We start from the raw sequence: 25,478 nt of genomic DNA, 5'->3' as shown, positions 1-25,478 counted from the left end.
AAGAGAGGAGAGTATCAAATGGCGAATTTCCGTGTTGGTCGTGTTTCTCAAGAGATTTTGAGAGAAGTGAATGATATTTTGTCTAAAAAAGTTCGTGATCCTCGTGTGCAAGAAATTACAATTACTGAGGTAGATGTAACGGGCGATTTACAAATTGCGACGGTTTATTATACTACTTTGCAAACTTTAGCGAGTGAGCGCCAAGCAACTGAACGTGGATTGGAAAAATCTAAAGGTTTAATTCGTCGTGAATTAGGGAAACGTTTATCTCTCTATAAAACGCCTGAATTAATTTTTAAACGTGATGAGTCTGTTGATTATGGAAACCATATTGAAGAATTGTTGAAGAGTATCCAACAAGAGGACGAAGAGCGTTAAATACAAATAAAAAAGTTTTTCTATAGTAATATAGGACGCCAGTAGCCCCCTATGGGGTCTCTTGGCTAAAATTTGAGCCATAGTCTCAAATTTTCCTAGTAAAAGTAGCCAGATGGCTACTTTTACGCATATTACTATAGAATTTTTTTATTTGCATTTACCTTAAGATTTAATACTTCTAAGTAGGAAACGTAAAAAATTATAACAAAAAATACTCTCCGTAGTAGCTAGTGTAATGGAATCCTGATGAAGGATTTCATTACGGGAAAAATTGAGACCTTAGGCTCAAATTTTAGCAATGAGACTCGCAAAAGCGAGGCTGCTTGCGTCCCAAGCTACTACAGAGAGTGTATTTATTTATTTCAATAACATCGTGAAAAAATTTCTATCTGTGGTATAATAAATACACTATGAATAAAAGAGGTGTGCTATGATTTCTGCAAATGAAACTTGGATTCTTTGGTCCATTATTATTGTCATTGCAACAGCAAGTATTTATTTAGAAAATCATTATAAGTGGGCTTCAAAAATTAGTGGTCCAATTATTGGTTTATTAGCAGCAGCAACTTTAAGTAATGTTGGTATCATCCCTGTTGAATCTCCTGTTTATGATCAAGTCTGGGATATTGTCGTTCCATTAGCCATTCCAATGTTGCTATTTACATGTGATTTAAAACAAATTTGGAAGGAAAGCGGACGTCTATTAATGATTTTCTTAATTAGTTCTGTCGGAACTGTTTTAGGGGCTTTAGTAGGATATGCTTTCTTAGGAAAAATGATTCCGGTGTTGAATCATATTGCCGGAATGATGGTTGGAAGTTATATCGGTGGAGGAGTTAACTTTGTCGCAGTAGCAACTGCTTTTGATATTCCAAAGGAATTAATTTCTGCAGCTACTGTAGCGGATAATTTATTAATGGTGTTTTATTTCTTAATTTTATTAATGATTCCATCTATGGCATTTTTCAAAAAACATTTTAAATCTGCTTATTCAAATGAAGAGGTAGAGGATTCAAAAGAATTTCAATCTAAAACGCTTGTGACTTTACAAGATATTGCTTTTGTATTTGCGATAGCAGTAGTGATTGTAACAGTAAGCTTTAGTTTATCAAAAGGAATTGCCACTCTTGGACAAAATAGTGTGGTTCAATTTATTTCTAATAAATATTTGATTCTAACAACTTTAACAGTAGCAGCTTCAACGTTATTTTCTTCATTTTTCAAGAAAATTCATGGAGCAAATGAAATTGGAACTTTCTTAATTTACTTATTCTTTGTCGTAATTGGGATTCCAGCTTCAATTGAGGCGATTATTGCAAAATCTCCATTACTTTTAGTGTTCTGTGCTATTATGGTTTTTGTAAATATGTTCGTAACTTTCTTAGGGGCAAAAGTATTTGGCTTTACGATTGAAGAAGCTATTTTAGCATCCAATGCAAACATTGGTGGTCCAACAACGGCAGCAGCCATGGCAGTATCAAAAGGCTGGCACCGCTTCGTAGCACCAACTATGTTAGTAGGAACATTAGGATATATATTAGGAACGTATATAGGAATATTAGTAGGAAACTTCCTCATGTAACAGAAAAGACAAACATCAACTTAGAAGAAAAAACTAAGAAGATGTTTGTCTTATTTTAATGAAAAAGACTTCCTATAGTAGTATGGGAAAGATAAGCCAGAGGCTTATCTTTCAGGAAATTTTGAGACCTAAGGCTCAAAATTTAGGCATGAGATTCGCTACGCGAAGCTGCTGCCGTCCTTGCTACTATTTGAAAGTCAATTTAAATTTATTTTTCTAGGTAAGTAACCGCCATCGCATCTACACCTGTATGGCTCATAATAATTGGGGAAGTCATTACAATTGTAAGTTTAGCCTCTGGGAATAACTCACGTAAAGTATCAATTTGAGACTGATTAAACTCATTTAATCCAGCATGCATAATGCCAATTTCTTGAATCCCAGTAGGGCAAGCTTTCATTTCCTCAAAAACTTCATCATATTTCTTCTGAAGAGACTTTAAACCTCTCCCTTTTTGAACAATCTCAATTTTACCATTAATAACTTCTAAGAACAGTTTGATATTTAATAAATTAGAGAAAGCTCCCATGACACGACTAATACGGCCACCCTTAATTAAATTATCTAAATTTAAAACAGTTAAATATAATTTCGTACGTTGACGAGTACTTTCAATAACTGCTAAAACTTCTTCAGCACTCTTACCTTCTTTTGCAGCTTGAGCAGCTTCACGAACAATAATTCCCATTGAACGAGAAGTGAAGTCTGAATCAACAACCGTTACAGTTGATTCCGTAATGTCAGCTGCTTGTCTTGCAGCATTCACAGTTCCACTAATCGAATTCATTAAGTGAATCGAAATAATTTGCGATCCATCTTTTCCTAATTCATCATAAAGTTCTACAAAACGACCAATAGAAGGTTGAGCAGTCATTGGTAATTCAGAACTTGTAATCATTTTATTTTTGAATTCTTCTTTTGTAATAGTTTCACCGTCTAAATAATGTTCCTCTTGAATTGTAATATTTAATGGAACTACATGAATATTGAAATCTTGGATTTCTTGTTCGGTTAAATCAGCAGTTGAATCTGTCACTATCATTATACGAGACATGTTGTCACTCCTTTTAACTTAATGTATTTCTATCATAGCATATTTTTTTATCAAACGCCTAGCATTAATATTTTTTACTGAGAATAGCAACTTGTTCTAGCATAGGATTTGTTTGTTTTTAAGGAAATCTATGATAAAATATGAAAGGTTATTAAGTTAAATTTATTGAAAAAGGAAGAAATCAATGGACGGAATTTTACCATTATGGAAAGAAAAAGGAATGACTTCATTCGACTGTGTCTTTAAAGTGAGACGCTTATTACAAACGAAAAAAGTAGGGCATTCAGGAACTTTAGATCCAGAAGTAGATGGTGTTTTACCAATTTGTATTGGAAAAGCAACAAAAGTGGTAGAGTATTTATTAGAATCTAATAAAGTCTATCAAGGAGAAATCTGTTTAGGAATCGCAACTGAAACAGAAGATGCACATGGAGAAATCGTGAAGCAAGAAGAGATTATTTCTCCATTTACAATTGAAGAAATTGATGCCATGATGGAAACTTTCAAGGGAGAAATTATTCAAATCCCACCAATGTATTCTGCTGTAAAAGTCAATGGTAAAAGACTGTACGAATATGCTCGTAAAGGGGTACCTGTAGAACGTCCAGAAAGAAGAGTGAAAATTTACGAGTTTAAACGAACTTCGACTCCTGTTTATGATGAAGTTACTAAAACACAAAAATGGACATTTGAAGTTAGCTGCAGTAAAGGGACTTATGTTCGAACATTAGCAGTTGATTTAGGAGAAAAACTAGGCGTTCCTGCTCATATGTCTCAATTAACTCGTATTAAAAGTGGACCATTTGTTTCAGAACAATGTGTGACCTTATCACAATTAGAAGCTTTTGTAGAACAAAATCAAGCACAATCCATTCTTCGTCCTTTAGAAGAAGTGTTTGAAACATACCCTAGGGTAGATGTTCCAGAGGAGTTTATTACAAAAGTAAAAAATGGAGCCATTTTAACAATAGCAGAATTACCACAAGTGATAGAACCTTCAACTTTTTATATTGAAGGTGAATTAATAGCCTTATATGGACCTCATCCTGAAAAAAAAGGACTATTAAAACCGATTAAAATGTTTTAAGGAAAGAGAGATAACATGCAAATTATAAAAATCACCCATCCTTATGAGTCTTCTCAAATTGTTCAAGAACCGATTGTGTTGGCACTTGGATTTTTTGATGGCATTCATTTAGGACATCAGGAAGTGATTCAACAAGCAAAGGAAAAAGCTCAAGAACTAGGCGTTAAATTAGCGTTAATGTCATTTGACCATCATCCTTCGATTATATTCCAAGGAGCACACCCAGACGAATTACAATATCTTTCTCCTTTTGAAAGAAAGGTAGAATTATTAGAAGAATTTGGAGTAGATATTTTTTACGTTATTGATTTTACAAAAGAATTTGCTTCATTAAGTCCGCAAGAGTTTGTGAATCAATATATGGTTGGGCTAAATGCTGTAGCAGTTGTAGCAGGATTTGATTACACTTATGGGAAAAAAGATATTGCGAATATGGAATTATTACCGACATATGCAAAAGAAAGATTCTCGATTGTAACAATCTCAGAACAACATACTGAAGAAGAAAAAATTGGGTCAACCGCTATTCGACAATATTTAGAAACAGGTCAAATTGAAGAAGCAAATGCACTATTAGGCTATGAATATACGATGATTGGAAAAGTGGTTCATGGTTTTGGACGTGGAAGTGCCTTATTAGGATTTCCAACAGCAAATATTGATGTTTCAACGGATACGTATTTATTGAAAAATGGTGTTTACATTGTAGAAATTCAAGTTGAAGACAAATGGTATCCTGCGATGGCTTCAATTGGTGTGAATCCAACTTTTAATGATGTCACAAAAATTACGATTGAAGTCTATATTTTAGATTTCCAAAGAGATATTTATGAATTCCCAGTAAGAGTAAAATGGTTGCATTATTTACGAGACGAATTAAAATTCGATGGAGTAGAGGCACTGATTGCTCAATTAAAAGAGGATGAATTAAATACTAAAAAATATTTTGAAAAATAATAGGGGAAAAATATGTGGTACTTGAAAAATTTTGACGAATTATCGAAAACAGAAGTCATTGAAATTTATAAAGCAAGAATTCAGACCTTTATTGTGGAACAACAATTAAATTATCAAGAAGTGGATGAAATTGATAAAAGAGCGTGGCATTTATTTGAAACTGATGAATCTGGAAAAGTGATTGCTTATTTACGAATTTTCCAAGAAGTAGATGGCGCTCATATCGGACGTGTCCTTGTTGATGAAGCTTATCGTAGACAAGGAAAAGGGACAGCTCTAATGGAAAGAGCGATAGAAATTTGTCAAGAATGGTATGTCGATCAACCAATTATGATTCATGCACAAACGTATTTACAACAATTCTATGAGTCATTAGGCTTCGAAGTGTGGTCACAACCTTATCAGCTAGTTGGAATTGAACATATGGATATGATTTTAAAATAGGAGGCATTTGTATGATTACTCGTTACACCAGACCAGAAATGGCTAATATTTGGTCAGATGAAAATCGTTATCGTTGTTGGTTAGAAGTTGAGATTTTAGCTTGCGAAGCTTGGGCAGAGTTAGGAGAGATTCCTAAAGATGATGTTCAAAAAATTCGTGACCATGCTAGTTTTTCAGTGGACAGAATTTTAGAAATTGAAGAAGAAACAAGACACGATGTTGTAGCCTTTACTCGTGCGGTTAGTGAAACTTTAGGAGAAGAACGTAAATGGGTTCACTATGGTTTAACAAGTACGGATGTAGTGGATACTGCCTATGGTTATCAATTAAAACAAGCGAATGATATTTTAAGAAAAGATTTAAGACATTTCCTAGAAATTATTCAACAAAAAGCGCTGGAACATAAATATACGGTATGTATGGGAAGAACGCATGGTGTACATGCAGAGCCTACGACTTTTGGGTTAAAATTAGCACTTTGGTATTCAGAAATGAAACGCAATATTGAACGATTTGAGCGTGCTGCCCAAGGGGTAGAAGCTGGTAAAATTAGTGGAGCCGTTGGAACTTTTGCCAATATTCCAACTTCAGTAGAAGCATATGTATGTGGGCAGTTACAAATTCGTCCACAAGAAATTTCAACACAAATCTTATCGAGAGATTTACATGCAGATTACATTTCAACGATTGCTTTAATTGCAACTAGTATTGAAAAATTTGCGACTGAAATTCGAGGCTTGCAAAAATCAGAAACACGTGAAGTGGAAGAATTTTTTGCAAAAGGTCAAAAAGGATCTTCAGCAATGCCGCACAAGAGAAACCCAATTGGTTCAGAAAATATGGCTGGCTTATCAAGAGTGATTCGTGGACATATGGTAACAGCGTATGAAAATGTTAATTTATGGCATGAAAGAGATATTTCGCATTCTTCAGCCGAACGAATCATTATTCCAGATAGCACGATTTTATTAAATTATATGTTAAATCGTTTTGGTAATATTGTTAAAAACTTAACGGTTTTTCCTGATCGAATGCTTAAAAATATGGATGCAACATTTGGATTAATTTATAGCCAACGTGTTCTATTAAAATTAATCGATAAAGGATTAAGCCGTGAAAAAGCTTATGACTTAGTACAACCATGTACAGCATTAGCTTGGGATGAACAACGTTCCTTTAGAGAAATTATTGAGAACCACGAAGAAATTATGTCACATTTAAGTGCAGAAGAGTTGAATGATGCCTTTGATTATTACTATCATATTCGACAAGTTGATGAAATTTTCCATAGAGTTGGACTTGACTAGTGCATTTTTCTAAAAAATATGGTATAAACGTATAGTAAACAAAATATGAAGGAGAGTTAACATGATTAACGTAAGTGATTTAAAAGCAGGAATGACTTTCATTCTTGATGGAAAATTAATTAAAGTGTTGGAAATCAGCCACCACAAACCAGGTAAAGGAAATACTGTAATGCGTATGAAAATCCGTGACGTTCGTAACGGATCAACAGTAGATACTACAATGAGACCTGATGAAAAAGTAGAACGTGCACACATTGATACTAAAGACGTTCAATACTTATACAGCCAAGATAACGTTGGTGTATTCATGGACTTAGAAAGCTATGAACAATATGAAATTCCAGAAGAAACAATCGAAAACGAATTGAAATACATTTTGGAAAACATGGAAGTTAAAATCCAATTCTACGGAACAGAAGTTATTGGGGTTTCATTACCTTCAACAGTTGTGTTACAAGTAACAGAAACTCAACCATCAATTAAAGGTGCTACTGTTACAGGTTCTGGTAAACCAGCAACTATGGAAACAGGTTTAGTCGTAAACGTTCCAGACTTCATCGAAGCTGGCGAGTACTTAGAAGTTAACACTTCAGAAGGTACATACGTACGTCGTGCAACTAAATAATGAATAAAATGAAGAATAACAGTTTGCATTTGCGAACTGTTATTTTTTTATTGAAATAGATGTAGAATTTCCTTCTGTTTGTGATAAAATGATGAAAATGTAATCAAATATGAGTAGTGGATGTGAAGTTATGAATCAATACGGTTATTTACTAAAATCTTTAAGAAAAGAAAAAGGAGTTTCCCAATCTGATTTATCAGATGGAATTTTATCCAAAAATCATTTATCAAAAATTGAACGTGGTGAAAATGATGTATCTTTTCAAACTTTATTGAAACTATTAGATAGATTAAATATTTCACTTTTTGAATTTGAATTACTCTTAGATAAGACGCAAAATAACCAATCTACTTTTTTAAAAGACTTATCTATTGCAGTAGCCAATAATGATTTGTACTTATTAAACGAATTATTAACTCGGGAAATTGAATTAAAAAGTAAATCAAATAATATTCGACATAAACATAATGTCATTCTATTAAAGGCTTATATTGATAAATTTTCTAACACTCCATTTAATCATCATGATATTCAGGAAATTATTCATTATATCTTAACTGTTGATGAATGTGGACGTTATGAAATTAGTTTAATTGGTAATTTTGTAGGATTTATGTCATCAGATATGAGACACAAATTAGTGAAAATGATAAATCGAAAGAGTCAATTATTTTATTCGGATAAAAATTATACTGAGATTTTTTCTCGAATTTTATTGAATGTTTGTTATGCAGATTTGAAGGATAATAATTTTAATTCTGCAATAGAAGTCATAGATATCATTGAAAAGCATTTAAATGATACAGAATTATATTATGAAAAGAATCAATGTAAATTTTTCAAAGGACTCTATTTAATTGGTACAAAAAATAGAGATGAAGGAGAGAAATTATGTAAGAAGTGTATCGAATATTTCTATTTCATGAATGATATTTCAAAAGCTATTGAACATCAGAAAGTATTGAAGAAGTTTACGGAAGAGAATGCTTAAGTTGTTTATCCATAAATTTGATTGTATTATACTCTTTATTTTAATAACTGTTAAAATTTAATTGTAAATAAAATCCTTATAAGAAAGAAGAGTTATTATATGGGAAATTTTAAAGAGTATGCATCATTATTGTTACATTCTAAAAGGTTCTTACTTATAACAGTTACAAATATCATTATCGTTTTCTTAGCATATTTTACTGAATACTTTAAGAATCGAATTCCTCATCAAATTTATTTTCAAATTTTTTATACAGGTTTTGAGCTGTATAGATTAAACAAAGAGAAAAGTAAACAAAATAATAAAAAATAGTTTCTTAAAATAAAAGAAATTCGCTTCTGTTTCCATTTCTACTATCCTATGTTACACTAGCAAAAAGTGTTAAAGAGGTGATAGAGATGAAAATTGCAGTAATGGGTGGAACTCCTGTTGATTCAAGATTAGGAAAGGAATTATTAGAAAAGCATGGCTTTGTCGATATTTTGCCCGTTCCTATTTCGAATAATCCGATTGAACAAACAACTTTTCAATCTTCATCTAGTGAATATCGAATGGCTTTTATGAGAGAAAAGGTTGAAGAACTTAGAGCCGAATATGATGCCATTTTTGTATATTGTAATTCTCTTAGTTCGGTAGTAGATTTTGATCAATTATCTCAGGAGTATGAGATGCCAATGATTACGCCAATGCAAATGTATCGTCAATTAGCAATGGATTATCAACAAGTGGCTGTTATGGCAGCAAACTCTCATGGATTAATGGGAGTGGAGAATAATTTATATAAAGCAAATCCAAGTTTACAAGTCATCGGAATTACGTTACTTGAATTAGTCAAATCTATTGAAGCTAATCTAACTCCAAAAGAAATTGCAACAAAGTTTGACTTTAGCAGTTTGTTTTCATTTTTTAATGGAAGCAATGTAGAAGCAGTCATTTTAGGATGTACTCATTTTCCTTATATCAAAGAAGAATTAGAAAGTTTGACCAAACTCCCAATTATTGACGTAGGAGAATATATGGTCAGAACATTAAAAGAGAAATTAGTATAAAGTTAAAATTATAAATATAAGACTATTATGTAGTAGCAGACTATAGGGAAAAATTAAGACCTTAGGCTTAATTTTTAGCAATGAGACAGCTTTAGCTGGCTGCTTGCGACCTTGCTACTACATATTACAGTCTATTTATTTTAGGCTATGTAAAGGAGAAATCCCGATACATAGCCTTTTTTGTTCTATATAAATTATTTTTAAAATCAGACTAAAGTCTGAGTGTTTTATTATTGACTTAATTTGACCAATATGATAAATTATACATGTGGTTAGCACTCGTCTTAGTCAAGTGCTAAAGAGAGGTGACCAAAATGTTAACCGATAGACAATTGCTAATCTTACAATCGATTATTCAACTATATACGGAAACATTAGAACCAGTTGGATCAAAAAAGTTGATGCAGCAAACGGGTTTAGCAGTTAGCTCTGCAACCATTCGAAATGAAATGATGAAGCTAGAAGAGATGGGATATCTTGAAAAGAACCATACCTCTTCAGGACGTGTTCCATCGAATCAGGGGTATCGATATTATTTAGATAATATTTTACCTGTTCAAAACAGTCCAGTTTCATTAAGTATTCGTAATCAAATCCGTGAAACTTTCCAACAATCGACCATGGAAATTCAAGATGTTTTTAAAGTTTCGGCAGATATTTTGTCGACACTCACGAATTACACAACGATTTCCATTGGACCCGAAGTAAGGAGTGCTACATTATCTGGATTTCGACTTGTTCGACTAGGGCTAAACCAAGTAATGGCGATTTTAGTCATGAGCAATGGTTTAGTTGAAAATAAAGTGTACTCGATTCCAAGTGCGATTGATGATTCCGACTTAGATAAAGTCGTTCGAATTATTAATGAGGAATTGATTGGCTTGCCACTAGAAACAGTTCTCCAACGTTTGAAGTCTGATTTACCAGCTTTAATGAATCGATATATGAATTCTCAAATTCAAATTGTTAAAGTGATTCAAGATATGATGAACCAATTTGAACAAGATAGACTCCATGTTGCAGGAAGAAGATATTTATTAAACTACTTCGACTCACATGCTAATGTCCATCATTTAAAAGAAATCTATCGATTAATGGATGACCAATCGAAGATGCACGAATTAGTGATGCCTTCTAACCGAGATATCCAAATTCGTTTAGGGTCTGAGATGAATGATCCATTATTAGGAGAATTTAGTATTATTACAGCAAGCTATGAAACTCCAAAACACGATAAAGGAATTATTGCTTTATTAGGACCTAAAAATATGCCGTATTCGAATGTCCTATCGATTGTCAAAGGATTACAAGAAGAGCTCACAACAACAATGGAGCAATATTATAAAAATTTATAAAAGGAGATGGAAGCTTGGAAACAAATGAAGAAAAAGACGTTCAACAAACTCAAGAAGTAGAAGAAGAGAAATCTCCTGAAACAGAAGAGTTTCAAGAAACTGTCGAAGAAACCGTTGAGGAAGAACCTTCTGTTGAAGAAAAATTACAACAAGAAGTTTCTCAATTAAATGACCAAGTATATCGCTTATCTGCAGAAATTGCGAATATTCAAAAAAGAAATGCAAAAGAAAGACAAGATGCAGCGAAGTATCGTAGTCAATCTCTAGCACAAAACTTATTGAATGTCATTGATAATCTAGAAAGAGCGATTGCCTCACCTAGTGAATCAGAAGAAGCGAAAAATCTTAAAAAAGGGATTGAAATGGTATATGAAGGTTTCTTATATGCCCTAAAAGAAGAAGGTATTGAAGAAATTGAAGCATTAAATCAACCATTTGACCCTAATAAACATCACGCTGTTCAAGCGATTCCAGCTGAAGAAGGACAAGAAAGTGATGTTGTTGTTCAAGTATTTCAAAAAGGCTATATGTTGAAAGACCGTGTCTTAAGACCAGCGATGGTTATCGTCTCTCAATAAGCCAATTAAAAAATTTAAAATTAAAATTATAGGAGTGTATGAATTATGAGTAAAATTATTGGTATTGACTTAGGAACTACAAACTCAGCAGTTGCTGTATTAGAAGGAAATGAATCTAAAATTATTCCAAACCCAGAAGGAAACCGTACAACACCATCTGTTGTAGCCTTCAAAAATGGTGAAATTCAAGTAGGTGAAGTTGCAAAACGTCAAGCTGTAACAAACTTAAATACAATTTCATCTATTAAACGTCATATGGGTGACGCATCATATAAAGTTGAAATCGAAGGCAAACAATATACACCACAAGAAATTTCAGCTATGATCTTACAATACTTAAAAGGTTATGCTGAAGAATATTTAGGTGAAAAAGTTGAAAAAGCAGTTATTACTGTACCAGCTTACTTCAATGACGCTCAACGTCAAGCAACTAAAGATGCAGGACGTATCGCAGGTTTAGAAGTAGAACGTATCGTTAACGAACCAACTGCTGCAGCTTTAGCATATGGTTTAGATAAAGTAGACCACGAAGAAAAAATCTTAGTATTCGACTTAGGTGGTGGTACATTCGACGTATCTATCTTAGAGTTAGGAGACGGCGTATTCGATGTATTATCAACAGCAGGAGACAACCACTTAGGTGGAGACGACTTCGATAACAAAATTATTGAATTCTTAGTTGCTGAATTTAAACGTGACAACGGAATTGATTTATCACAAGATAAAATGGCAATGCAACGTTTGAAAGATGCTGCTGAAAAAGCTAAAAAAGATTTATCAGGTGTAACTTCAACACAAATCAGCTTACCATTCATCACTGCAGGTGAAGCTGGACCATTACACTTAGAAGTAACATTAACTCGTGCTAAATTTGATCAATTAACATTAGATTTAGTTGAACGTACAAAAGAACCAGTACGTCGTGCATTAAGCGATGCAGGATTATCAGCAAGCGAAATCGACCAAGTAATCTTAGTTGGTGGATCAACTCGTATTCCAGCAGTTGTAGAAGCTGTTCGTAAAGAAACTGGTAAAGAACCAAACAAATCAGTAAACCCTGACGAAGTAGTAGCAATGGGTGCTGCAATCCAAGGTGGAGTTATCTCAGGTGATGTGAAAGATATCGTATTATTAGACGTTACTCCATTATCATTAGGGATTGAAACAATGGGTGGTGTATTTACTAAATTAATCGATCGTAATACAACAATCCCAACAAGTAAATCACAAGTGTTCTCAACAGCTGCAGATAATCAACCAGCAGTAGATGTTCACGTATTACAAGGGGAACGTCCAATGGCAGCAGACAACAAAACTTTAGGTCGCTTCCAATTAACAGATATCCCAGCTGCACCTCGTGGTGTGCCTCAAATTGAAGTAACATTCGATATCGATAAAAACGGTATTGTAAATGTTCGTGCAAAAGACTTAGGTACTGGTAAAGAACAAACAATCACGATTAAATCTTCATCAGGTTTATCAGACGAAGAAATCGAACGCATGGTAAAAGATGCTGAAGCGAATGCTGAAGCAGATAAAAAACGTAAAGAAGAAGTAGATTTACGTAATGAAGTAGATCAATTAATCTTCACAGTAGATAAAACATTGAAAGACTTAGAAGGCAAAGTAGATGCTGAAGATGTTAAAAAAGCTGAAACAGCTCGTGATGAATTAAAAGCAGCTGTAGAAGCAAATGATTTAGAAGCAATGAAAGCTAAACGTGACGCTTTAAATGAAGTTGTTCAAAACTTATCTGTAAAATTATATGAACAAGCAGCAGCAGCTAGCCAAGCAGCTCAAGGAGCAGCAGGAGCTGAACAAGCAAGCTCTCAACCACAAGATGGCGTAGTAGATGCTGACTTCGAAGAAGTAAAAGACTAATATAGAGTAAGTAAGAGTGGGAGAACTTCTTCCACTCGCTCTTTTGTAGAATGATATGATAAGGAGGGATAATGGTGGCAAAACGTGATTTATATGAAGTACTCGGAGTCTCCAAAGATGCCTCCGATGCAGATATTAAACGAGCTTATCGTAAATTATCCAAACAATACCATCCAGATATTAATAAAGAAGCTGGAGCAGAAGAAAAATTTAAAGAAATAGCAGAAGCTTATGAAATTTTAAGCGATAGTCAAAAACGTGCGGCGTATGATCAGTATGGTCATGCTTCATACGATCCAAACTCAGGATTTTCTGGTGGCGGTTTTGGTGGCTTTGGTGGCTTTGGAGGACAAGGATTCTCTGGAAGTTATACAGGTGGATTCGAAGATATTTTCGATTCTTTCTTTGGTGGCGGCGGAGCTCGTCGTGGAAATCGTGCCAATATGCCACGCCAAGGGGCAGATTTACAATATGTCATGGACTTAACATTTGAAGAAGCGATTTTTGGTAAAGAAGAAGTGATTCATTACCATCGTAATGCAGAATGTGAAACTTGCCATGGTTCTGGTGCAAAACCTGGTACAGAGCCTGTAACCTGTTCTAAATGTCATGGCGCAGGTGTAATCAATGTTGAAAGAGCCACACCATTTGGTAGAATGATGTCTCAAACAACATGTGATGTCTGTGGTGGTACTGGTCAAGAAATCAAAGAAAAATGTGAAACTTGTCATGGTCACAAACATGTAGAAGAAACGCATAAAGTGAAAGTGAAAGTCCCTGCCGGTGTTGAAAATGGAAACCAAATGCCATTACGTGGACAAGGGGAAGCTGGAGTAAATGGCGGCCCTTATGGTGACTTATATGTGATTTTCCGTGTTGGTAAGAGCGATACATTTGAACGTGAAGGAGCAGATATTTTCTATGAACTTCCAATCAACTTTGCTCAAGCTGCATTAGGAGATGAAGTAGATGTTCCAACGGTTCACGGCAAAGTGAAATTAAAAGTTCCTGCGGGAACTCAATCTGGTACGGTTCTTCGTTTAAGAGGAAAAGGTGCGCCTAGACTTCGTGGTGGCGGAATGGGTGATCAACATGTTACAGTACGTGTTGTAACTCCTAAGCATTTAACGGATAAACAACGTGAGGCGATGCAGATTTTCGCTAAAGAAGCGGGTACTCATGTTGAGAGTGAAGGCAATTTCTTCGATAAAATGAAGGATGCATTTAAGGACAGTTTTAAATAATTACAAAATATTCGAATGACTTCCTGTCATTGTAGTATTAGGACGGCAGCAGACCTACGGTCTCATGCCTAAACTTTGAGCCTAAGGTCTCAAAGTTTCCTGTAATATAAGCCTTTTTGGCTTATATTACTCATACTACTATAGGAAGTCTTCTTTTTTTACGTGACCTGATGTGAGTCCGTATATGATGTGAATGACTTCCTGTTATAGTAGTATTTGGATGGCAGCAGCATTGTGGAACGAGTCTTATGTTTGAGTATACTACTATAGGGAGTCTTTTTTTATTTTTTTGGATAACTTTTTCACAAAGTTATTGTATTTCTCTAAATAATCCATATAATTACAATTAGAAGGTGTGTAGCGTTTTCAAATTTTATTTTAAGAATTATGAAACAAGAAGATGATTAGGGGGAGTTAACAATGAAATGGTGTAAAAATTTAAAATTTATTTTATTAGCATTACTTGTCTGTTCTGTTGCTCTGTTATCAAGTTGTTCAAAAGAAAGAAAATATTCTATAAATCCTTATACGAACCTAACAGTTGACTCTGAAAATGATGAGAGCGATGAATTGTTATTTGAACGAGAAGGTGAAATAGATTCAACTTATCTAGAAAGAGCTAAGCAAGTATTTTTAGTAGACTATCCAAAAGAAGAAAAGGAACAATTAGTGGATAAGGCGATAACAATTCGTGAACCGTATACTCTTTTTAATAATAATGAGATCGCTTCTTATCACTTTACGGTTTATGTAGATGATGAACCGTATGCTTATATTGGTTTAAGAAAAGTTGATAAAGATAAGTTTGCTACCTCATTTATGCAAGCGAAATATCTACCTGAGAGATTTCCGATGAAACATGGATGTTATCGTTTTACAGCGATTGATAATGGAATGTATATTGAATCTGTGAAGTATGATTCTACAAAGGAATATGGGAATTTGAATCATGTTGTTTATACTTTTGATCCAACAGAATTGTAATAGTTTACGAATGACTTCCTAACATAGTAGTATTTGGACGGCAGCAGCCTCGTGGAACGAGTCTCATGCCTAAGCATGCTACTATAGGAAGTCTTCTTTTTTTTGCATAAATTTTCTTTTTCATTGATTTTCTGAAATTATTCTGAAGTTGTTACTCTACAATACATTTATAAAGAGTACGAGGAGTGATTTTATGGAAAATAGTATTGAAATTAAGAATTTATGTAAAGTATATGGAAATACGTCTATATTGGACGATATCAATTTTGTGGCAAAAGAAGGGAGAGTTACTGCATTTTTAGGTCCGAATGGAGCAGGAAAAAGTTCTACCTTACGAATATTATTAGGATTAGATCAAGCCACTTCTGGTAGAGCAACCATTGCAGGGAAAAACTATAAGGATATCCGACAACCATTATTTGTTGTCGGAGCAACTTTTGATGGATTAGGTTCACCAAGTGATCGAACGGTTTATCAACATTTAAGAATCGTAGCTGCCAGCAATGGAATTGAGAAAAGTAGAATTAGCGAAGTACTAACAATAACGGATATTGCCCACAAAAAGAATGAATCCATTGGACATTTATCTCTTGGTGAAACACAAAGGGTTAGTCTTGCTACAGCATTACTTGGAAATCCACAATTTTTAATATTGGATGAACCAACAAATGGGTTAGATCCTAGCGGTATTCGTTGGCTAAGAAATTTTTTAAAGGAACAATCTGAAGCAGGAAAGACGATCTTATTATCCTCACATATATTGTCAGAAGTTGAAGCAGTGACAGATGATGTAGTGTTCATTCATAAAGGGAAAATTATTGCGAATGGTGAATTAAAAAACATCATGAAGAATGCTGCAACTTTAGAAGAAGTCTTTTTCAACTTGATTCAAGAAGGAGGAAAAGAAGATGAAGTTATTTTATAGTGAATTATTAAAGATTAGCTATTCAAAACTTTTCAAGATTGTTTTGTTATTAATCTTTATTGTTCAACCATTTTTCGCTTATCTCGGAACAAAGGCTGTCTTAGAGTTTGGTTTACAAGCAACTCCCGAGAATACACCTATATTAGCAGAAGCAATACCTCCAATTGAATATTTAGGATTTGATGCAATTATGCTAGGGCTGATGCCGATGATTATTTTGGGAGCTGTTTATGGTGGAAGTGAGTTTAAAAACCATCAATTGCGAACAACTTTACTAGCCAATAGTGATAAGAAGAGTTTATACTTTTTTAAATTGATGACATTAACACTTTTATCACTTGTCCTTTCATTTCTATCGATTATAGTCACGATTGAAGTGACTCATGTTACATTAGGGAATTTAGGACTAAGTGTTTTATTAAGTTTAAAAGTTTGGTACTTTATTTTATTTGCGACACTAGCATGGACAAGTCTTACGGTTTTATCTTACTTTATAGCTTTTTTGTTTCGCACTGCCATTGTTCCCTTATTATTTTTAATTCCTCAAGTTTATAATGTTGGGGAGTTTCTCTCTACTCATTTTCAATGGGGAAAGATTCTTCCAGTTGCACTTGGAAATCATTTAATTGCATCATCGGATACTAGATTTTCAACTCATCCAATTTTGACTCTCACTTTATTATGTATTTGGGTGTTCATTTTTGGAGTAATAGTATATTTTCAATTTGAAAAAAGTGATGTAGGAGGGAAATATTAATGCTACGAAATCGGATAAAAAGTGAATTTTTCAAAATGATCTATCATAAAGGATTATTACTTACTTTAGTATTTTCTATTTTATTTCTATTAACAATGTTACTGGCATTAAATCCATCTGCTTCAATAATTAATGGAGATTTTATACTGACACAGTTTTTACAAAGTATTTATTTAGTTCAAACGATTTTTGCAGTTTTTTCTGCGTTTTTTTGGGGAAGAGAGTTTCTAAAAAGTACGTTAAGAACTAGTTTATTAGCAAATCCTAATCGTTTGAAATTCTTTTGTATGAAGTCAGTTGTAACTTTGTTCTTTATTTTATGTTGTTTATGTATAGCTATTGGAATAGGGATTGGTTTAGTAGCATTCTATTTTAAATTTCAATTGAATCTTGAATTTGTTCGTCAGCTATTGTTGAAACTTATTCCACCTATGTTAGCAACGATTCAAATTAGTATGATTACATTATGCCTAACAATACTCATGGAATCGATGGTATCTTCTTTAACAATTGTATTATCCATGTTGTTAGGACTAGGGCAGCTATTATTACAATATTCTTCTAGGATGAATGTACTCCCTGTATTAGCTACTATGAATAGTTTTTCAATTGAACCAATTTCTATTTATCCAAACGTTACAGAAGGGATTTTCATTCAATCATTATGGACAATTGTTTTTATCGGATTAGCCTATTACCATTTGCATCGAAAGAGTGTAAAATGAAAGCAAAATTAGTCTAAGATAGGAGTGTTGGGGTATGTCGTATAAAATACTAGTAATTGATGATGACGAAAGTGTACTAAGATTAATCAAAAATATATTATTGTTAAATGATTATGATGTTACTACTAGGAATGGTATTGAAGATGTAAATATCTGTGACTTTGTTGACTTTGATTTAATATTACTAGATATTATGATGCCACTAGATGGAATAACGATTTGTAATGAAATTAGAGAACAGATTAAAGCTCCAATTATTTTTATCACAGCTAAAGATATGGAGGAAGATTTAATTAATGGATTATTAGCGGGAGCAGATGACTATATTACTAAACCCTTCTCAGTAAATGAGTTTTTAGCAAGAATTAAAATGCATCTTAGACGTGAAGAACGAAATAGACAAACGGTCAAACGATTAGAATTTGGTTCGATTTCAATTGATATGAATTTAAAAACAATTTTTGTTGAGGAAAATGAAATCAAACTAACTAACCGTGAATTTATGATAATACAGTTATTAGCTAGTCAAACATCCAGAATATTTACAATTGAAGAAATCTATCAAGTAGTATATCCTAACAGTTCTAATACTCAATTTCGTTCTATTTCTGAATATATGTATCAAATACGTTCAAAATTCAAACCGTATCATTTAAATCCGATAGAAACAATGAGAGGAGGCGGGTATAAATGGAAAATAAAATAAGCTTTAAACAACTTGTTCAAAAGACTTGTCTTAAAATTATAGTGGAGTTTTTGATTGCTATTTTAGTGTTATACCTGCTTCCATTATTGTCTATTTCTATTAAAGTGCCAGGTGAAGAAACAGCTTATCCTGTATTTTTGAATATTTTTTCTTGGATTTATATCTGTATTGCTTTATTAGTGATTGTTAGTTTGAATATACGACAATTACTATTAAAAATTCATAAAGAGATGAACATCGTTTACCATCAATCCATGTGGCTAGAATCTACAGATTTAACAGAATCATTAACAATTAGAGAATTTCTTGAGACAAATCAAAAGATTAATCAAATGCAACATCAAATTGAAGGAATGCTTGAAAATGAACGCAAACAAAAGGAAGCATTAGCTTTTAAAGTGTCAGCAGCTTCCCACGATTTAAAAACACCATTAACAGTCATTCAAGGAAATTCTGAACTCTTATCTCAATCAGCTATTGAAGGAAAATATCTTCCCTATATTCAAGATATTCATATAGCAAGCAATCGTATAATTGAATATATAAATCGATTACTCTTGTATTCGAAAACTTACTATGAGAATGAAAATGAATGGAAAGAGTATTCCTTAGAAGATGTGATTGAATCTATTGATCAAGAAATCCATTATTTGCTAAAAGACAAAAGTATTGTTACATTCCAATATGATGAACAGATAGATAAAAATACTACAGTATATCTTCATTTGAATTATGTATTAAGAGCAGTAATGAATATGATGCAAAATGCACTGGAATATAGTCAGGCAGATAAAAAATCAATCAAAGTGTATTTACAATACACTCATCAGCAATTACTGATAAGCGTTTGGAATAATGGTGCACATTTAACTGAAGAAACATTACAACATGCAGATTCATTATTTTACCGAAATGATAAAAATCGCAATCTGAATGATGCACATTTTGGAATAGGACTAGCTTTTGTTAAAAGGGTGTCAGAATTACATCATGGAATATTAGAAATTAAAAATGAAGATGATGGAGTGAAAGTAACGATTAGTATTCATACAGGATTGAGTAAAAAGTAGTAAGGTAAATTATTGAGGTTAATTTAAAATTATTTTTTTCACAAACATGTTGTATTTCCCTAAAATTTCCATATAATTATAATTAGAAGGAGGGTAGCGTTTTCAAAATTTGTTTTAAGAATTACTTATCAAGAGAATGATTAGGGGGAGTTAACAATGAAATGGTGTAAAAATGTAAAATTTATTTTATTGGCATTACTTGTCTGTTCCGTTGCCCTGTTATCAAGTTGTTCAAAAGAAATAAAATATTCTATAAATCCTTACGTTAATCTAACGGTGGATTCTGAAAATGATGAGAGTGATGAATTATTGTTTGAACGTTTAAAAGAAGTTGATGCAGATTATTTAGAAGAAGCTAAGAATGTATTTTTAACTCACTATCCTAAAGAAGAAAAGGAACAATTAGTGGATAAGACGATAACAATTCGTGAACCGTATACTCTTTTTTCTCCAAATGACGATTTTAATAAAGTAGCTCTTCACTTTACGGTTTATGTTGATGAAAAACCTTATGCTCATATTGGTATTTTAGACAAAAATAGTAGCGGTAGTTTTGCAACCTCATTTATGGAAGCTAAATCTTTCCCAAATAGATTTCCGATGAAACATGGGTGTTATCGTTTTACATCAGTTGATAATGGATTTCATATTGAATCTGTGAAGTATGATTCTAATAAAGAATATGGGAATTTGAATAACGTAGTTTATACTTTTGATCCAACAGAACTTTAATATATTTCGAATGACTTCCTGTTATAGTAGTATTAGGACGTAAGCAGACAGCATTCGCTGTCTCATTACTAAACTTTGAGCCTTAGGTCTCAAAGTTTCCTGTAAGATAAGCCAAACAGGCTTATCTTACTCATACTACTATGGGAAGTCTTCTTGATTTACGTGACCTAATGAGAGCCCGTATATAAAGTCGCATGACTTTCTGTCATAGTAGTAAAGAACGACTGTATGCTCGTGAATGTGGCTCTCATGCCTAAGCATACTATTATAGGGAGTCTTCTTGTTCTTCTTTGTTTTTTTCATGCGAAATAATCTATCAAACAACAGAGATATCTTGAGGGTATCTCTTTTTTTATATCGATATAATATGGTATACTATCAATAGTATGTTTACAGAATGGAGTGATAAACGATGGATATGTCCAAAATTATTGAACAAATGGTGGAATCTAAAGATGTCAAAAGAATTAGGGAATTATTCAACCAGAATTATCCAATCGATATTGCTCTAGGATTGGAAGAAGTAACCGATGAAGTGCTTAAAAACTTCATGTATACCATTTCCAATACACGATTAGCTTCCATTTTGGAAGTAAGTGATCCCGAACTTCAAATTCGAATGTTAGAAAAATTACCATTCCGCCGTGTAGGATTATTATTCCAACAAATGTCCAATGACGATGTCGTGGATATTTTAGGAAATCTGCCAATTGGAATTCGTAAAAAATATTTGAATATGATGAAGGGTTCTTCTCAAGATGAAATTCAAACGATGTTAAAATATCCTCAAGATTCTGCCGGAGGGATTATGACGACAGAATTTATTTCCGTGAAGGAACATTTAACCGTTGAAGAAACATTGACGAAGTTAAGAGAAATTTCTCCAAATACAGAAGTCATTCATACAATTTTTGTGACAACATTCCAAAATCAATTAATTGGTTGGATTGATATTCGTGACTTATTTACAAATGAATTAGATGTCAGTTTACATGATTTAATGCATACAAATATTATTTCTGTAGTTCCTGAAGAAGACCAAGAAGAAGTAGCTCGTCTATCTTCAAAATATGACTTATCAGTTGTACCCGTAGTTAGTACAAAGGGCCTTTTAATTGGGATTATTACAATTGATGATATCGTCCACGTTCTTCAAGAAGAGCATCATGAAGATATGCTTTTAATTAGTGGGGTTGAAGGGTCTGAAAGAATTGGTGGTCCATTTATGGAATCCATTAAGAAACGGACTCCTTGGTTATTAATTAATTTAATTACAGCCTTTATGGCTTCAGCTGTTGTTGGGATGTTTCAATCAACCATCGAACAAGTCGTTGTTCTTGCGGTTGCCATGCCGATTATTACGGGGATGGGAGGAAACTCAGCTTCTCAAACTCTAGCACTAGCAATTCAAGAAATTGCATTAGGACAATTATCATTGGAAAAAGATAAAAAGTATGTTTGGAATGAAATTGTTTTAGGCTGTATGAATGGACTTATTACCGGAGTTGTAGCTGCGATTGCGCTATATATTCCTTATCAAAACTTTTATTTATCGATTATTGTAGTTTTAGCGATGGCTATGAATTTAATGGTGGGAGCAATTTTTGGATTCTTTGTACCTTTAGTATTAAAAGCTATGAAATTAGACCCAGCCATTTCATCGACCATCTTTGTAACAACGGCAACAGACGTTCTAGGATTTTTCTTTTTCCTAGGAATTGCACAAGTCTTTTTACCGTTATTAATTTAGATATGAAGGAGATTATGAATGAATTTAGAAGAAATGAGAAAACGACAAGAGCGCATCAGAAACTTCTCGATTATTGCGCATATTGACCATGGAAAGTCAACTTTAGCAGACCGTATTTTACAAGCAACAGATACTGTAGCAGACCGTGAAATGCAAGACCAATTATTAGACTCTATGGACTTAGAACGTGAACGTGGAATTACAATTAAATTAAATGCGGTGGAATTAACGTATGATGCCAATGATGGAACAGAGTACATTTTCCACTTAATTGACACTCCAGGGCACGTGGACTTTACGTATGAAGTGAGCCGTAGCTTGGCAGCCTGTGAAGGAGCAATTCTTGTAGTAGATGCTGCTCAAGGGATTGAAGCTCAAACATTAGCGAATGTGTATTTAGCAATTGATAATGACTTAGAAATTGTTCCAGTTATTAATAAAATTGACTTACCTGCTGCTGATCCTGAACGTGTTCGTACAGAAATTGAAGACGTTATTGGAATTGATGCTAGTGAAGCGGTTCTAGCAAGTGCTAAAGTAGGAATTGGTATTCCAGAAATTTTAGAACAAATCGTTCATAAGATTCCAGCACCTACTGGAGACTTAGAAGCTCCTTTACAAGCGTTGATTTTCGACTCAGTTTATGATGCTTACCGTGGAGTAGTCTTGAATGTTCGTATTCAAAACGGAATTGTAAAACCTGGTGATAAGATTCAATTAATGAGTAATGGAAAAACATTTGATGTAGTTGATGTTGGTATTTTCTCTCCTAAACCAATTAGTCGTGATTACTTAATGGTTGGAGATGTAGGGTATATTACTGCTTCTATTAAAACAATCCAGGATACTCGTGTAGGGGATACTGTTACATTAGCGAACAATCCAGCAAGTGAACCTTTATCAGGTTACCGTAAAATGAATCCAATGGTATACTGCGGTTTATATCCAATTGATTCTTCTAAATATAATGATTTACGTGATGCATTAGAAAAATTACAATTAAATGATGCTGCGTTGCAATTCGAAGCAGAAACTTCTCAAGCATTAGGCTTTGGTTTCCGTTGTGGATTTTTAGGATTGCTTCATATGGATGTTATTCAAGAACGTTTAGAACGTGAATTTGATTTAGATTTAATTACAACAGCTCCATCGGTAATTTACCATGTTCAAAAGACAGATGGAACAGAAGTAGTAGTTTCTAACCCTGCTGAAATGCCAGATCAGTCTAGCGTTCAATCCATTCAAGAACCTTATGTAAAAGCCTCAATTATGGTACCGAATGAGTATGTTGGAAGTGTAATGGATATTTGCCAACGTAAACGTGGTACTTTTGTCACAATGGATTACTTAGATGAATATCGTGTCAATGTGATTTACGAAATGCCTTTATCTGAAATTATTTTTGATTTCTTTGATTCATTGAAATCAAGTACTAAAGGATATGCATCATTAGATTATGATTTAATCGGCTATCGTGAAAGTAAACTAGTGAAGATGGATATTATGTTAAATGGTGAAGTAGTCGATGCCTTAAGTATTATCGTTCATAAAGATTTTGCTTATAATCGTGGTAAAGCTATTACTGAGAAATTAAGAACATTAATTCCTCGTCAACAATTTGAAGTGCCAATTCAAGCAGCAATTGGAAACAAAATTTTATCTCGTACAAATATTAAAGCATTACGTAAAAACGTATTGGCGAAATGTTATGGTGGTGACGTTTCTCGTAAACGTAAGTTATTAGAGAAACAAAAAGAAGGTAAGAAACGTATGAAACAAGTGGGATCTGTTGAAGTACCACAAGAAGCATTCATGTCGGTGCTTAACCTTAACGAAGAAGAGAAGTAGTTTTTTAAATGACTTTTTACTGTAGTATGGACGCAAGCAGCTTCGCTAGAGCGAATCTCATTGCTAAAACTTGAGCCTAAGGTCTCAAGTTTTCCTGTAATATAAGCCTGAAAGGCTTATATTACTGATACTACGGTAAAAAGTTATTTGTGTTTTGCCATTCTTTTATGAATTGGCGTATAGATGACTTCTTTTACTCGTGCTACAGTGGAAAGTTTTTTGTGTTTTCATTCATTAATGAAATTACGTTATCAGCTTCGCTAAAGCGAATTTCATTGCTAAAACTATGGTAAAAAGTCATTTGTATTATATTCTAACAAGATTGATTATTTGAAAAATTAATAATAGTAAAAAAACACTTTCTAGTGAATAGTATGAAATTGTTATGTTATAATGAAATAAATAAGGTTTTGATTTAAAGCTTTTCTGGATAGAGAAAGGTAGGAAGGAGGAAGTATGGGAGAAAAAGGGAAAAGTATTGATGGCTTGATGAGACATATTAGAAATAATCATAACGTTTTAATAAATGGTAGTAAGCATAAAAGAACTCTAAGAAATATTGGTTATTTTCATGGATATAAAGCTTATAAATTTGTTCATAAAAAGAATAATCCGTTAAGTTTTACTACATTTGATGAAATTAGGGGAACCTATAATTTTGATAATGCCTTAAAGTCGTTATTATACTCAGAAGTAATGAAAATTGAAACCGCCATTTCTAATTATATCCTTGAAGTTTTGGTTACAGATTCAGCAATAGATATGGATTCAATATTTAAAGAGAAACTTAATCATTTTGATGATTTTTCTAAAAATTCTGTAGAATATAAGAAGGAAATGGCAAAATTTTTAAATCTTCGTCGTAATTTAGAAGGTACGATAGCAAATAATTATACTAAAAGTTCTATTATTCAACATTATGTACATCAAAATAAACCAATACCCATTTGGGCTATTTTTGAACATACGACAATGGGGGATTTAGGGAGTATAATTGAGAGATTGAATAATAATACTAGATTAAAAATTCAACAAGATATAGGCTGTTCGGATACTAGTTTGGATACAAAAGTGGAATTGCTATCAAAGCATATCTTTATTTTAAAAGATTTGCGTAACGCAATTGCTCATAATAATGTTGTTTTTGATTGTCGTTTTAATACTTTTAAAATTAAAAATATGGTAATTACACATCTAGAAAAACATACTAAGGTGAAGAATATTAATTTTACTACAATTACTGATTATATTATACTCATTGCGTACTATCTGAAAATACTTAGATTTTCAAAAAAAGAAATAAAGAATTTTATTAGTCGTTATAAAAAAATAATTAAAGATTATTCTCAATCGATTAAAGATCCTCATAATGTTCATTTAATTCTTGGAGTTGATAGTTTGTCGAAAATTAATCAATTGTTAAATAATTTGTAAAGATTAATAGTTTTA

Annotated in this window: 24 protein-coding genes; 23 read left to right on the top strand and 1 reads right to left on the bottom strand. The window is 33.0% G+C overall.

Translation table 11 applies throughout. From position 1 onward, the window contains the following. Positions 1–18: 18 nt before the first annotated feature. Positions 19–378 carry a 30S ribosome-binding factor RbfA gene (rbfA, locus tag RWZ86_RS00635; RefSeq protein ID WP_227931372.1) on the top strand — a complete coding sequence of 120 codons (360 nt, stop codon included), beginning with the start codon at positions 19–21 and terminating at the stop codon, positions 376–378. Positions 379–808: 430 nt separating this feature from the next. Beyond that, positions 809–1,960 carry a DUF819 family protein gene (locus RWZ86_RS00630; protein ID WP_314679127.1) on the top strand — a complete coding sequence of 384 codons (1,152 nt, stop codon included), beginning with the start codon at positions 809–811 and terminating at the stop codon, positions 1,958–1,960. Positions 1,961–2,168: 208 nt separating this feature from the next. Here the strand turns inward: RWZ86_RS00630 and RWZ86_RS00625 are convergent, their stop codons facing one another. Beyond that, entirely contained in the window at positions 2,169–3,014 is an 846-nt protein-coding gene (locus RWZ86_RS00625) for a DegV family protein (protein ID WP_314679126.1), read from the bottom strand. 184 nt (positions 3,015–3,198) lie between these two features. Here RWZ86_RS00625 and truB point away from each other — a divergent pair, with 184 nt between their 5' ends. The 21 genes from truB to RWZ86_RS00520 all read left to right on the top strand — a co-directional run bounded on the left by truB (position 3,199) and on the right by RWZ86_RS00520 (position 25,463). Then, complete coding sequence (truB, locus tag RWZ86_RS00620; protein ID WP_314679124.1) at positions 3,199–4,101, top strand: tRNA pseudouridine(55) synthase TruB; 903 nt, start codon at positions 3,199–3,201, stop codon at positions 4,099–4,101. Positions 4,102–4,116: 15 nt separating this feature from the next. Continuing rightward, entirely contained in the window at positions 4,117–5,058 is a 942-nt protein-coding gene (gene ribF, locus RWZ86_RS00615; protein WP_314679122.1) for a riboflavin biosynthesis protein RibF, read from the top strand. A gap of 12 nt (positions 5,059–5,070) precedes the next feature. Beyond that, positions 5,071–5,502, top strand: a complete 432-nt coding sequence (locus RWZ86_RS00610) for a GNAT family N-acetyltransferase (protein WP_314679121.1) — start codon at positions 5,071–5,073, stop codon at positions 5,500–5,502. An 11-nt stretch (positions 5,503–5,513) separates the two neighbouring features. Beyond that, positions 5,514–6,809, top strand: coding sequence for an adenylosuccinate lyase (gene purB, locus RWZ86_RS00605; RefSeq protein WP_314679119.1), 1,296 nt, complete (start codon positions 5,514–5,516; stop codon positions 6,807–6,809). A gap of 61 nt (positions 6,810–6,870) precedes the next feature. Then, positions 6,871–7,434, top strand: coding sequence for an elongation factor P (gene efp / locus RWZ86_RS00600; protein WP_006702601.1), 564 nt, complete (start codon positions 6,871–6,873; stop codon positions 7,432–7,434). A gap of 130 nt (positions 7,435–7,564) precedes the next feature. Beyond that, entirely contained in the window at positions 7,565–8,425 is an 861-nt protein-coding gene (locus RWZ86_RS00595) for a helix-turn-helix domain-containing protein (RefSeq protein ID WP_314679117.1), read from the top strand. A gap of 398 nt (positions 8,426–8,823) precedes the next feature. Beyond that, the gene (locus RWZ86_RS00590; protein WP_314679115.1) at positions 8,824–9,474 is read left to right on the top strand and encodes an aspartate/glutamate racemase family protein; all 651 of its coding nucleotides are present in this window, start codon (positions 8,824–8,826) and stop codon (positions 9,472–9,474) included. Positions 9,475–9,788: 314 nt separating this feature from the next. After that, positions 9,789–10,829, top strand: coding sequence for a heat-inducible transcriptional repressor HrcA (gene hrcA / locus RWZ86_RS00585; RefSeq protein ID WP_314112625.1), 1,041 nt, complete (start codon positions 9,789–9,791; stop codon positions 10,827–10,829). A gap of 14 nt (positions 10,830–10,843) precedes the next feature. Then, on the top strand, positions 10,844–11,407 hold the full coding sequence (grpE, locus tag RWZ86_RS00580; RefSeq protein ID WP_314112624.1) for a nucleotide exchange factor GrpE: 564 nt from the start codon (positions 10,844–10,846) through the stop codon (positions 11,405–11,407). 45 nt (positions 11,408–11,452) lie between these two features. Beyond that, positions 11,453–13,288 carry a molecular chaperone DnaK gene (gene dnaK, locus RWZ86_RS00575; RefSeq protein ID WP_314679113.1) on the top strand — a complete coding sequence of 612 codons (1,836 nt, stop codon included), beginning with the start codon at positions 11,453–11,455 and terminating at the stop codon, positions 13,286–13,288. 71 nt (positions 13,289–13,359) lie between these two features. After that, complete coding sequence (gene dnaJ / locus RWZ86_RS00570) at positions 13,360–14,532, top strand: molecular chaperone DnaJ (RefSeq protein WP_314679112.1); 1,173 nt, start codon at positions 13,360–13,362, stop codon at positions 14,530–14,532. A gap of 420 nt (positions 14,533–14,952) precedes the next feature. After that, entirely contained in the window at positions 14,953–15,516 is a 564-nt protein-coding gene (locus tag RWZ86_RS00565) for a hypothetical protein (RefSeq protein ID WP_314679111.1), read from the top strand. Between the two features lie 193 nt (positions 15,517–15,709). Beyond that, complete coding sequence (locus RWZ86_RS00560) at positions 15,710–16,441, top strand: ABC transporter ATP-binding protein (protein WP_314679109.1); 732 nt, start codon at positions 15,710–15,712, stop codon at positions 16,439–16,441. Then, entirely contained in the window at positions 16,425–17,198 is a 774-nt protein-coding gene (locus RWZ86_RS00555; RefSeq protein ID WP_314679108.1) for a hypothetical protein, read from the top strand. The genes RWZ86_RS00560 and RWZ86_RS00555 overlap by 17 nt, the downstream gene beginning before the upstream one ends. After that, entirely contained in the window at positions 17,198–17,923 is a 726-nt protein-coding gene (locus tag RWZ86_RS00550) for a hypothetical protein (protein ID WP_314679106.1), read from the top strand. Before RWZ86_RS00555 ends, RWZ86_RS00550 begins: the two co-directional genes overlap by 1 nt. A gap of 34 nt (positions 17,924–17,957) precedes the next feature. After that, positions 17,958–18,629: a response regulator transcription factor gene (locus tag RWZ86_RS00545; protein ID WP_314679104.1), complete on the top strand. Its 672-nt coding sequence runs from the start codon at positions 17,958–17,960 to the stop codon at positions 18,627–18,629. Next, positions 18,614–19,699 carry a HAMP domain-containing sensor histidine kinase gene (locus RWZ86_RS00540; protein WP_314679102.1) on the top strand — a complete coding sequence of 362 codons (1,086 nt, stop codon included), beginning with the start codon at positions 18,614–18,616 and terminating at the stop codon, positions 19,697–19,699. Before RWZ86_RS00545 ends, RWZ86_RS00540 begins: the two co-directional genes overlap by 16 nt. A 156-nt stretch (positions 19,700–19,855) precedes the next feature. Next, complete coding sequence (locus RWZ86_RS00535) at positions 19,856–20,431, top strand: hypothetical protein (protein WP_314679100.1); 576 nt, start codon at positions 19,856–19,858, stop codon at positions 20,429–20,431. 418 nt (positions 20,432–20,849) lie between these two features. Further along, positions 20,850–22,181 carry a magnesium transporter gene (gene mgtE / locus RWZ86_RS00530; protein WP_314679163.1) on the top strand — a complete coding sequence of 444 codons (1,332 nt, stop codon included), beginning with the start codon at positions 20,850–20,852 and terminating at the stop codon, positions 22,179–22,181. Positions 22,182–22,199: 18 nt separating this feature from the next. After that, on the top strand, positions 22,200–24,029 hold the full coding sequence (gene lepA, locus RWZ86_RS00525; protein ID WP_314679098.1) for a translation elongation factor 4: 1,830 nt from the start codon (positions 22,200–22,202) through the stop codon (positions 24,027–24,029). Between the two features lie 456 nt (positions 24,030–24,485). Further along, positions 24,486–25,463: an Abi family protein gene (locus tag RWZ86_RS00520; RefSeq protein ID WP_314679096.1), complete on the top strand. Its 978-nt coding sequence runs from the start codon at positions 24,486–24,488 to the stop codon at positions 25,461–25,463. Positions 25,464–25,478: the final 15 nt, after the last annotated feature.

Source organism: uncultured Granulicatella sp. (assembly GCF_963545075.1).
In the GTDB taxonomy this organism is placed as follows: domain Bacteria; phylum Bacillota; class Bacilli; order Lactobacillales; family Aerococcaceae; genus Granulicatella.
This window is presented reverse-complemented; position numbering and strand designations above follow the sequence as displayed.